This is a genomic window from Quadrisphaera sp. DVD1 (assembly GCF_058932755.1).
Map to the genome: position 1 here is coordinate 1 of NZ_JBZYWI010000113.1, position 10,391 is coordinate 10,391.

The following is a 10,391-nucleotide window of genomic DNA, read 5'->3' on the forward strand; positions in this document are numbered from 1 at the left end:
CCAGGCGCTGCTCGACGACCGGTCGGCCGCGCTGCTCGCCCGAGACCGCTCCGGGTGGCTCGCCGGGCTCGACCCCGCGCTCGACGCCGGCGCCGCCGCCTACGTCGAGCGGCAGGGGGCCGTCTTCGACCGGCTCGCGGCGGTGCCGCTGGAGTCGTGGTCGTGGGAGTACGCCGGCCGCGGCCCGGACCTTCCGGCGCAGCGCTCGGCCGCGCTGCCGCCCGGCGCCTGGGTGGCGGAGGTGACGCTGTCCTACCGGCTCGCCGGGGTCGACTCCGGACCCGTGCACCAGTCGCAGCACCTGACGGTCGTGCCGCGGGGCGCGGGCTGGGCCCTGGCCACCGACGCCGATGCCACCACGGCGCTCGCGCTCTGGGACCTCGGGCCGGTCTCCGTGCTCCGCTCGCAGCGGGCGCTCCTCATCGGCACCGCCGGCCCCGAGGTGCTGCGGGACTACGCCCCCATGGCCGACGAGGCGGCCGAGCGCGTCGACGAGGCGTGGGGCACCGACTGGCCCCGCACCACGGTCTTCCAGGTGCCCGCGACCCAGGCCGAGCTGGCCCAGCTGCTCGGGCGGGAGGACGACGCGGGGCTGGACCAGATCGCGGCGGTCACCACCGGCGAGCTGGTGGGCACCGACGGCGCCACCGACGGCGACCACGTGGTGGTCAACCCGGCGGGGTTCTCGCTGCTCGCCCCGCTGGGCCAGCAGGTCGTGCTCACCCACGAGCTGACCCACGTGGCCACCCGGGCCACGGCGGTGCGCGCTGTCCCCCTGTGGCTGAGCGAGGGGTTCGCGGACTGGGTGGCCTACGCGGGCACCGACCTGCCGCGCTCGGTGGTGGCCGCCGAGCTGGTGGAGCAGGTCCGCGAGGGGGGCGCCCCCGCGGGCCTGCCCGCCGAGGCCGACTTCGACCCGGCGCGCACGGACGTCGGCCCCGCCTACGGCGGGGCGTGGCTGGCCGTGGACCTGCTGGCCGAGCACGAGGGAGAGCAGGCGGTCGTCGCCGCCTACCGGCAGGCCTCCGCCGGGCCGGACGCGGCCGGCGGCGGGGGAGAGGCGGCGGTCGACGCGGCGCTGGCCGAGGTGCTGCACACCGACCGGGCCGCGCTCGTCGAGGACTGGCGCGCCTGCCTGCGCCGCCTCGCCGGCTCCGGCAGCGGCTCGCCCGACGCTCCTGCCGAGGGAGCCGCGTGAGCGGGACCGGCCGCACCCTCGTGGTGACCAACGACTTCCCGCCCCGGGCGGGCGGCATCGAGTCCTTCGTCCTGGCGGTGGTGCGCCGCATGCCCCCGGACGCCGTCGTGGTCCACACCTGCCGCCAGGACGGGCAGGACGCCTACGACGCCGCGCTGCCCTTCCCGGTCGTGCGCGACCGCTCCCGCCTCCTCGTGCCGACGCCCGCGGTGGTGCGCCGGGTCGTGGCCACCGCCCGCGCGCACGGGTGCGACCGGGTCTGGTTCGGCGCGGCCGCCCCGCTGGGCCTCATGGCCCCGGCGCTGCGGCGGGCCGGGGTGCGGCGCACCGTGGCGACCACCCACGGCCACGAGGTGTGGTGGGCCGCCCTGCCCGGCACCCGCGCGGCCGTGCGGGCGATCGCCGAGCGCAACGACGTCCTGACCTACCTCGTCGAGGCCACGCGCCGGCGCATCGCGGCGCCGCTGCCGCCGCACCTGCGCGCCCGGATGCAGCCCCTCGTGCCCGGCGTCGACGAGACCGTCTTCACGCCCGCCGCGGACGGCGCCGCCGTGCGCGAGCGCCACGGCCTGGGCGGGCGCCCGGTGGTGGTCTGCGTGTCGCGCCTCGTGGCGCGCAAGGGCCAGGACGTGCTCGTCGAGGCCCTGCCGGCCGTGCGGGAGCGGGTGCCCGGCGCGGCGCTGCTGCTCGTCGGGTCGGGGCCGGAGCGCGCGTCGCTGCAGCGGCGGGTCGACCGGCTGGGGCTGGCGGGGCACGTGGTCCTGGCCGGCCGGGTGCCCGAGGAGGAGCTGCCCGCCCACTACGCCGCGGGCGACGTCTTCGCGATGCCCGCGCGCGACCGCTGGGGCGGGCTGGAGACCGAGGGCCTGGGCATCTGCTACCTCGAGGCCGCCGCGGTGGGGCTCCCCGTGGTGGCGGGCCGCTCGGGCGGCGCCCCGGACGCCGTCCGCGACGGCGAGACCGGCCGCGTGGTCGACGGCCGTGACGTGGCCGCCGTCGCGGAGGTGCTCGTGGAGCTGCTCGGCGACCCCGCGGCCGCCCGGGCGATGGGCGAGCGCGGGCGGGCGTGGGTCGTGGAGCGCTGGAGCTGGCGCCAGCAGGCCGAGCGGCTCCAGGCGCTGCTCGCCGGGGATCAGACGGTGTAGAGCCGCTCGACCTGGGCGTCGAAGTCCTTGAGCACCACCGCGCGCTTGAGCTTGAGCGACGGCGTCATCTGCCCGCCCTCCTCGGTGAAGTCGGTGTCGAGGACGACGAAGCGGCGGATCGACTCCGCGCGCGAGACCGCGGTGTTGGCGGCGTCGACGGCCCGCTGCAGCTCCGCGAGCACCTCCGGGTCCTCCGCCGCCTGGGCCACCGTGAGCGCGGGCCGGCCGTTGTTCGCCAGCCAGGTCGGCAGCATGTCGGCGTCCAGGGTGAGCAGGGCGCCGACGAACGGGCGCTGGTCGCCGACGACGATCGTCTGGCTGACCAGCGGGTGGGCGCGCAGCTGGTCCTCCAGCACCGCCGGCGCCACGTTCTTGCCGGCCGCGGTGACGATGATCTCCTTCTTGCGCCCGGTGATCGACAGGTTGCCGCGCGCGTCGAGGGAGCCCAGGTCGCCGGTCCGGAACCAGCCGTCCTCGAAGGCGTCCGCGGTGGCCTCGGGGTTGTGCCAGTAGCCCGTGAAGACGTGGGGCCCGGTGACGAGCACCTCGCCGTCGGCGTCGATGCGCACCGCGCAGCCGGGCAGCGGCGGGCCGACGGTCCCCATCACCACCGAGCCGGGGAGCGTGACGCAGGTCGGCGCGGTGGTCTCGGTCAGGCCGTAGCCCTGCAGGACCGTCACCCCGACGCCGCGGAAGAAGTGGCCCAGGCGCTCGCCCAGCGGGGCGCCGCCGGAGACGGCGTGCGCCGCCCGACCGCCCAGGGCCGCGCGCAGCTTGCCGTAGACCAGGCGGTCGAAGACGGCGTGCTGCAGGCGCAGCGCCAGGCCCGGACCCCCGGAGTCCAGCGCCGTGCTGTAGCGCACCGCGACGTCCGCGGCCCGGGTGAAGACCTTCCCCCGGCCGGCCGCGGCCGCCTTCTGCTCGGCGCCGTTGTAGACCTTCTCGAACACGCGCGGCACGGCCAGGACGAACGTGGGGTTGAACGTGCCGAGGTCGGTGGTGATGTTCTTGATGTCCGCCGCGTGGCCCATCGTCACGGGGCTGGCGACGCAGAGCACCTGGATGAAGCGCGCGAAGACGTGCGCGAGCGGCAGGAAGAGCAGGGTGGAGGCGTCCTCGCCGGAGAAGACCTCGGGCACGGCGTGGACGGCGTTCTTCGCCAGCACGACGAAGTTGCCGTGCGTGAGCTCGCAGCCCTTGGGGCGCCCGGTCGTGCCGGACGTGTAGATGATCGTGGCCAGGTCGGCCAGGCCCGCGCGCGAGCGGCGCGACTCCAGCTCCTCGGCGGCGACCCCGGTGCCGGAGGCGGCCACGCGCTCCAGGTCCCCGCCCTCGATGGTCCACACGTGCCGCAGGTCGGGGGTGCCGTCGGCGACCCCCGCCAGCAGGGCGGCGTGCCGCTCGGACTCCACGACCGCGGCGACCGCACCGGAGTCGGCGAGGATCCAGCGCGCCTGCTCCGCCGAGGACGTCTCGTACACCGGCACCGTCACCGCGCCGGCGAACCAGATGGCGAAGTCGGTGAGCGTCCACTCGTAGCGGGTGCGGGCCATCAGCCCCACGCGGTCACCGGGCTGCACGCCGGCGGCGACCAGGCCGGCGGCCAGCGCGCGCACCTCCTCGAGGAAGGCCCCGGGGCGCACGTCGACCCAGGCGCCGTCGACGAAGCGGCGGAACAGGGCCATGCCGGGCCGGGTGCGGACGGCGTCCAGCACCAGGTCGGTGAGGTTCGTGGCGGGGTCCACCTCGACGGCCAGGGGCACGCGGTGCTCGCTCCGGTGCTCGCTCCGGGGCTCGCTCTGGGGCTCGGTCCGCTGCTCGGTCACGGCACTCCTCGTGGCGCTCGCCGCCCCGACGCTGGAACGGTCTGGAGGAACGATAGCGCCGGTGATCCACGACGGCCGGGCCCGCGCGCGCCGGCCACCCGGACGGCGCCCGCCCGGCGGCGCAGCGCCCCGCCGTGCGCGACGCCCACCGGCCGGTAGCCTCGCCGGGCCAGCAGCCGCGCGCGGTCCCGGTGCGCCTGGCGGCAGCGAGGCCCCAGCGAGCACCAGCGAGCACCATCGGAAGGCGGCACGTGCACACCATCGGCGTGGACATCGGCGGCACCAAGATCGCGGCCGGAGTCGTCTCCGACGCCGGCGAGATCCTCCTGGAGACCCGGCGCGACACCCCGGCCACCGACGTGGAGGCCATCGAGACCGCCGTCGTGGACGCCGTGACGGAGCTGCGGGCCACCCACGAGGTGGAGGCGGTCGGCGTGGGGGCCGCCGGGTTCGTCGACGCCAGCCGCTCGGTCGTCACCTTCGCCCCGAACCTCGCCTGGCGCGACGAGCCGCTGCGCGCGGACCTCGAGGCCCGCCTCGGGCTGCCGGTCGTCGTGGAGAACGACGCCAACGCCGCCGCCTGGGGGGAGTTCGCGCACGGCACCGGCCGCGAGGTGCGCGACATGGTGCTGCTGACCATCGGCACCGGTCTCGGCGGCGGCATCGTCCTGGACGACCGCCTCCTGCGGGGCGCGGCGGGCTTCGCCGGCGAGCTGGGCCACCTGCGCGTCGTGCCCGACGGCTACCAGTGCGGCTGCGGCAACCGCGGCTGCTGGGAGCAGTACGCCTCGGGGCGCGCGCTGGTGCGCGAGGCCCGCGAGGTCGCCCGCTCCGGCGGCCCGATGGCGGCCCGGCTGCTGGAGCTCGCGGGCGGCGACCCCGAGGCGCTCGAGGGCCCGATGGTCACCCGCGCCGCCCAGGAGGGCGACCTCGCCTCCCAGGAGCTGCTGGCGGACCTCGGGCGCTGGATCGGCGAGGGCGCGGCCAGCGTGATGGCCGTGCTCGACAGCGCGATGATCGTCGTCGGCGGCGGCGTCTCGGCCGCGGGCGACCTGCTCCTCGAGCCCGCTCGAGCGGCCTTCCGCCGCCAGCTCACCGCCCGCGGTCACCGCCCCGAGCCTCGGATCGAGCTGGCCCGGCTCGGCAACGACGCCGGCATGATCGGCGTCGCGGACCTCGCCCGCCGCCGATGAGCCGGCGGTGAGCCTGGCCGTCGGCGTCGACATCGGGGGCACCAAGGTCGCCGCGGGGCTCGTCGACGAGGACGGGCGGGTGCTGCGCACGGTGCAGCGCCCCACGCCGGGACGCGACGTGCGCGCGGTCGAGGACACCGTCGTGGAGGTCGTCGAGCACCTCGTCGCCGCGGCGGCCGGCGCCGGCCTGGGCGAGGTGGGCGCCGTCGGCGTCGGCGCGGCGGGCTTCGTCGACGCCGCCGCCGGCACCGTGCTGTTCTCCCCGCACCTGGCGTGGCGCAACGAGCCCCTGCGCGACGCCGTCCAGCAGCGCCTGGACCGGCCGGTGCTCGTCGACAACGACGCCAACGGCGCCGCCTGGGCGGAGTGGCGCTTCGGCGCCGGCCGCGGCGAGGACCGGCTGGTGTGCATCACCCTGGGCACCGGCATCGGCGGGGCGATCGTCGTCGACGGCCGCCTGGAGCGGGGCCGGCACGGCCTGGCGGGGGAGTTCGGCCACATGGTGCTCGTGCCCGGCGGCCACCGCTGCGAGTGCGGCGGGCGCGGCTGCTGGGAGCAGTACGCCTCCGGCAACGCGCTGGGGCGCGAGGGGCGCGAGCTGGCCCGGTCCGGGTCGCCGGTCGCGCACGAGCTGCTGCGCCGCACCGGCGGGGACCCCGACGCGGTGCTCGGCCCCGTGGTCACCGCGGCCGCCCAGGACGGCGACCCCGCCTCCCGCGAGATGCTCCACGAGATGGGCAGCTGGTTCGGGCTGGGCCTCGCCAACCTCGCGGCCGCCCTCGACCCGGGGGCGTTCGTCGTCGGCGGGGGGCTGTCCGCGGCGGGGGAGCTGCTGCTGGGCCCCGCCCGCGAGGGCCTGGAGCGCCACCTGACCGGCCGCGGCTACCGCCCCGCGCCGCGGCTGGTCGCCGTCGAGCTCGGGCCGGGCGCCGGGATGGTCGGGATGGCGGACCTCGCGCGGCGCGAGGCCGGGACCGGAGACGGAACGCGGACGAGGAGGTCGTGACGTGAGCGGACGACGAGCGCTGGTGGTGCGCGGGGGCTGGGAGGGGCACCAGCCGGTGGAGGCGACCGAGCTGTTCCTGCCCTTCCTGCTCGAGCACGGCTACGACGTGCGGGTGGAGGGCACGCCCGCGCCGTACGCCGACGCGGAGTACATGGCGGGCGTCGACCTGGTCGTGCAGTGCATGACGATGTCGACGATCGAGCGGGACGAGGTCGCGGGGCTCCGCTCCGCCGTGGAGGCGGGCACCGGCCTGGCCGGGTGGCACGGCGGCATCGCCGACTCCTACCGCGGCTCCGCGGACTACCTCCACCTCGTCGGCGGCCAGTTCGCCTGCCACCCCGGCAAGCACCCCGACGAGCTGACCGGTGAGCAGCCCGACAACTACGTGCCCCACGCGGTGAACCTGTCCCCGGCCGCCGCGGAGCACCCGATCACCCGCGGCCTGAGCGACTTCGAGCTCGTGACCGAGCAGTACTGGGTGCTGGCCGACGACTACGTCGACGTCCTGGCCACCACCACGCAGCAGGTCAGGGAGTGGGACCCGTGGAACCGGCCGGTCACGTCGCCGGCGGTGTGGACGCGCCAGTGGGGCGAGGGCCGGATCTTCGTCTGCACGCCCGGGCACCGGGTGGAGGTCCTGCAGGACCCGAACGTGCGCACGCTGGTGGAGAGGGGGCTGCTGTGGGCGAGCCGCTGAGGGTCGGGATCGTCGGCGCCGGGAGGATCAGCGCCCAGTACAGCGCCGCGTTCGCCCGGCTGCCGCAGGTGCGGGTGACCGCCGTCGCCGACCTGGACCAGGGCCGGGCCGCGGCCCTGGCCGCCGAGCACCCCGGGGCGCGCGCCCTGCCGCTGGCCGGCCTGCTGGCCGCCGACGACGTCGACGCCGTCCTCAACCTCACCATCCCGGCCGCCCACGCGGAGGTGGCCCTGGCCGCCCTGGCGGCGGGCAAGCACGTCTACGGCGAGAAGCCGCTGGCCGCGACCACGGCGGAGGGCCGCGAGGTGCTCGCGGCCGCCGCGGCGGCGGGGCTGCGGGTGGCGTGCGCGCCGGACACGGTGCTGGGCACGGGCACGCAGACCGCGCGCGCCGCGGTGGACGCCGGCCTCGTGGGCGTCCCGCACGCCGCGACGGCGTTCATGGTCAACCCCGGCCACGAGCGCTGGCACCCGGACCCGGAGTTCTACTACCGCCCCGGTGGCGGCCCGCTGCTCGACATGGGCCCGTACTACCTCACCGCGCTGGTGCACCTGCTCGGCCCGGTGCGCCGGGTGCTGGGCGCGGCCTCGCGACCCAGGGCCACGCGCACCATCGGCAGCGGCCCGCGGGCCGGCACCGAGTTCCCCGTGGAGGTCCCCTCGCACGTCACGGGCGTCCTCGAGCACGAGGGCGGAGCGCTGACGACCCTGGTGATGAGCTTCGACGTCTGGGGCTCCCGGCTGCCGCGGATCGAGGTCCACGGCGACCGCGGGTCGCTGTCGGTGCCCGACCCGAACTACTTCGAGGGCCCGGTCGAGCTGCTCACCGCCCAGGCGCCCGAGTGGGCGCCGCTGGCCCCCTCGGCCGGGTACCTCGAGGGCGGCCGGGGGATCGGCGTGGCCGACCTCGCCCTGGCGCTGCGCGACGGCTCCCCGCACCGCGCCGGCCCGGAGGTGGCGCTGCACGTCCTCGACGTCATGGAGTCCCTGCTCGACGCCGCCGACGGCGGGGGAGCGACCGCCGTGAGCAGCACGTGCGAGCGGCCCGCGCCGGTGGTCGGAGCGGTGGACCTGGCGCAGGTGGGCTGAGGCAGCGCCTCAGACCACCGCGCCGTCGTCGTCGTCGCCGTCGCGGGACGTCGGCATCCGGATGACCAGGGTGAGGAAGCCGGCGACGAAGGCGGCCACGAGGAGCAGCACCGGGGTGCCGGAGGGCCGCTGCCCGAGCAGCACGAGCACGAGCAGCGCCACGGGCGCGCCCAGGACGCCCACCCACGGCAGCCAGCTGCGCCACCCCGCCCGCGGGATCGGCGGGGGCACGGGCGGCACGAAGTGCTCGTCGTCGTCGCGCGCCGCGGCGGCGGGGCCGCCGGCGGTGTCGGGCTCGACGGGGACCGGGACGTCCCGGGGGCCGGTCGGGCGCGGCTGCGGGCGGGGCTGGGCCCCGGAGCGGTCGGCCGGCTGGTCCTGCGCCCAGCCCCGCAGCCGCTGGGCGGGGTCCGCGGAGTCCGCGGGGTCCGCGGGCTCGGCGGGCTCGGCGCCGCCGGCAGGACCCCCGGTGCCGGGACGCCGCGGGGCGTCCGCGTCCGTGTCCTCCTGGGCGGGCCACGCGCCGACCGGCGGGGCCTCGGCGTCCCAGTGCGCGACGATCTCGGCCCACGCGGCCTCGACGGCGTCGCGGTCGCCGTCGCGCTCCGGCGGCGGGGCGCTCACGCCGGCACCTCCGCAGCGCCCGCGCCCAGGCCCAGGCGCTGCACGAGCTCCAGGGTGGCGGCCGTGATGCGCGGGGCGTCGTGGTCGAGGGTGGCCACGTGCAGGCTCCGCGCGAGCACCTCCTCGCGCACGTCGGTGGAGGAGACCGAGGACAGCACCTGGGCGCTGCTGGAGGCCGGCACCACGTGGTCCACGGCCGAGCGCAGCACCACGAGGGGCTGGTGGACGCGCGGGAGGTCGCGCGCCAGCGCCCGGTAGCCCTGGCGGAAGGAGTGCAGGGCGGCCAGCGGCACCCGGTCGTAGGCCAGCTCGACCACCCCGGGCGCCGCGATGTCGCTGCCGACGCCGCGCGTCGTCGCGACGACGCGGCGCAGGACCGGCAGGAGCGGGAGCAGCGGGTCGCGCAGGTGCACCGCGGGGTTGACCAGGACCAGCCCGGCGACGTCGCCCGGGGCGTCGGCGGCCAGGCGCAGCGCGAGCGCCCCGCCCATCGACAGGCCGCCGACCACCACGGTGCACCCGCGCTCGCGCAGGGCGGCCAGCTCGGCGGCGACCGCGGCCACCCAGTCCGACCACGTGGTGCGCGCCATCTCCTGCCAGGTGGTGCCGTGACCGGGCAGGCGGGGCAGGCGCACGGTCAGGCCCGCGTCGGCGAGGTCCTGCGCCCAGCCGCGCAGGCCCTGGGGCGAGCCGGTGAAGCCGTGGCAGAGCAGCACCGCGGCGTCGGAGCCGTCGGCCGAGAACGGTTCGGCACCGGTCAGGACGACCACGCGCCCATGGTGGCACGGACTGGGCGCGGACCCGGCGCGCACCGGGCGCGGGCGCGGGTGCCGACCTGTCTCTAGAGTGCTTCCCCCCGGGGCCGTAGCGCCGGGGGGAGGAGGACCGGGTGTTCTACTGGCTGGCCAAGGCGGTGCTGTACCCCGTCCTGCTGACCCTGTTCCGACCGTGGGTGCGGGGCCTGGAGAACGTGCCCACGACGGGGCCGGCGATCCTCGTCAGCAACCACCTGTCGGTGTCGGACTCCTTCTTCCTGCCGCTGGTGGTCCCGCGCCGCGTCAGCTTCATGGCCAAGGCGGAGTACTTCACCGGCCGCGGGGTGCGCGGGCGGCTGACCGCCGGCTTCTTCAAGGGCATCGGCCAGCTGCCGGTGGACCGCTCCGGGGGCAAGGCCGGCGAGGCCGCGATCCGCCTCGCCGAGGCGGTGCTCGCCCGCGGCGAGATCTTCGGCATCTACCCCGAGGGCACCCGCAGCCCGGACGGCCGGCTGTACCGCGGCAAGACCGGCGTCGCGCGCCTGGCGCTGCGCACCGGGGTGCCCGTCATCCCCTGCGTCATGGTCGGCACCGACGTCATCCAGCCGATCGGCAGCAAGGTCCCGCGCCTGGGCCGGGTCGGCGTGGTGATCGGCAAGCCGATGGACTTCTCCCGCTACGCGGGCATGGAGGCCGACCGGTTCGTGCTGCGCTCGGTCACCGACGAGATCATGTACGAGCTCATGCGCATGTCGGGCCAGGAGTACGTCGACCTGTACGCCTCGACGATGAAGGAGCGGCTCAGCGCGGCGTCCCGCAAGGACCGCCTGGCCGCCGCCACCCGCGGGGCGATCGGGGG

General features: G+C 77.2%; 10 protein-coding genes. 7 read left to right on the forward strand and 3 right to left on the reverse strand.

Translation table 11 applies throughout. The features are described from left to right. Positions 1 to 1,198 (forward strand): hypothetical protein (locus AC5FZL_RS12420; protein ID WP_493619048.1); only part of this gene is annotated, 1,198 nt, incomplete at its 5' end. After that, positions 1,195 to 2,343 (forward strand): glycosyltransferase family 4 protein, encoded by a 1,149-nt coding sequence (locus AC5FZL_RS12425; RefSeq protein ID WP_493619050.1) that lies wholly within the window; start codon positions 1,195 to 1,197, stop codon positions 2,341 to 2,343. The genes AC5FZL_RS12420 and AC5FZL_RS12425, both read left to right, overlap by 4 nt. Here the strand turns inward: AC5FZL_RS12425 and AC5FZL_RS12430 are convergent. Beyond that, the gene (locus AC5FZL_RS12430; protein WP_493619052.1) at positions 2,331 to 4,169 is read right to left on the reverse strand and encodes an AMP-dependent synthetase/ligase; all 1,839 of its coding nucleotides are present in this window, start codon (positions 4,167 to 4,169) and stop codon (positions 2,331 to 2,333) included. The genes AC5FZL_RS12425 and AC5FZL_RS12430 overlap by 13 nt on opposite strands. Positions 4,170 to 4,420: 251 nt before the next feature. Here AC5FZL_RS12430 and AC5FZL_RS12435 point away from each other — a divergent pair, with 251 nt between their 5' ends. The 4 genes from AC5FZL_RS12435 to AC5FZL_RS12450 are packed head-to-tail and all read left to right on the forward strand — an operon-like array spanning position 4,421 to position 8,153. Continuing rightward, on the forward strand, positions 4,421 to 5,362 hold the full coding sequence (locus tag AC5FZL_RS12435; RefSeq protein WP_493619054.1) for an ROK family glucokinase: 942 nt from the start codon (positions 4,421 to 4,423) through the stop codon (positions 5,360 to 5,362). Positions 5,363 to 5,369: 7 nt separating this feature from the next. Further along, complete coding sequence (locus tag AC5FZL_RS12440; RefSeq protein WP_493619056.1) at positions 5,370 to 6,368, forward strand: ROK family glucokinase; 999 nt, start codon at positions 5,370 to 5,372, stop codon at positions 6,366 to 6,368. Between the two features lies 1 nt (position 6,369). After that, positions 6,370 to 7,065 carry a ThuA domain-containing protein gene (locus tag AC5FZL_RS12445; protein ID WP_493619058.1) on the forward strand — a complete coding sequence of 232 codons (696 nt, stop codon included), beginning with the start codon at positions 6,370 to 6,372 and terminating at the stop codon, positions 7,063 to 7,065. Next, positions 7,050 to 8,153, forward strand: coding sequence for a Gfo/Idh/MocA family protein (locus AC5FZL_RS12450; protein WP_493619060.1), 1,104 nt, complete (start codon positions 7,050 to 7,052; stop codon positions 8,151 to 8,153). The genes AC5FZL_RS12445 and AC5FZL_RS12450 overlap by 16 nt, the downstream gene beginning before the upstream one ends. A gap of 9 nt (positions 8,154 to 8,162) precedes the next feature. On the opposite strand, the gene AC5FZL_RS12455 is transcribed toward AC5FZL_RS12450, so the two are convergent. Then, positions 8,163 to 8,777, reverse strand: coding sequence for a hypothetical protein (locus tag AC5FZL_RS12455; protein WP_493619062.1), 615 nt, complete (start codon positions 8,775 to 8,777; stop codon positions 8,163 to 8,165). Then, entirely contained in the window at positions 8,774 to 9,547 is a 774-nt protein-coding gene (locus tag AC5FZL_RS12460) for an alpha/beta hydrolase (RefSeq protein WP_493619064.1), read from the reverse strand. The genes AC5FZL_RS12455 and AC5FZL_RS12460 overlap by 4 nt, the downstream gene beginning before the upstream one ends. 119 nt (positions 9,548 to 9,666) lie before the next feature. Here AC5FZL_RS12460 and AC5FZL_RS12465 point away from each other — a divergent pair. After that, the coding region (locus AC5FZL_RS12465) for a lysophospholipid acyltransferase family protein (protein WP_493619066.1) at positions 9,667 to 10,391 on the forward strand (725 nt) is incomplete at its 3' end.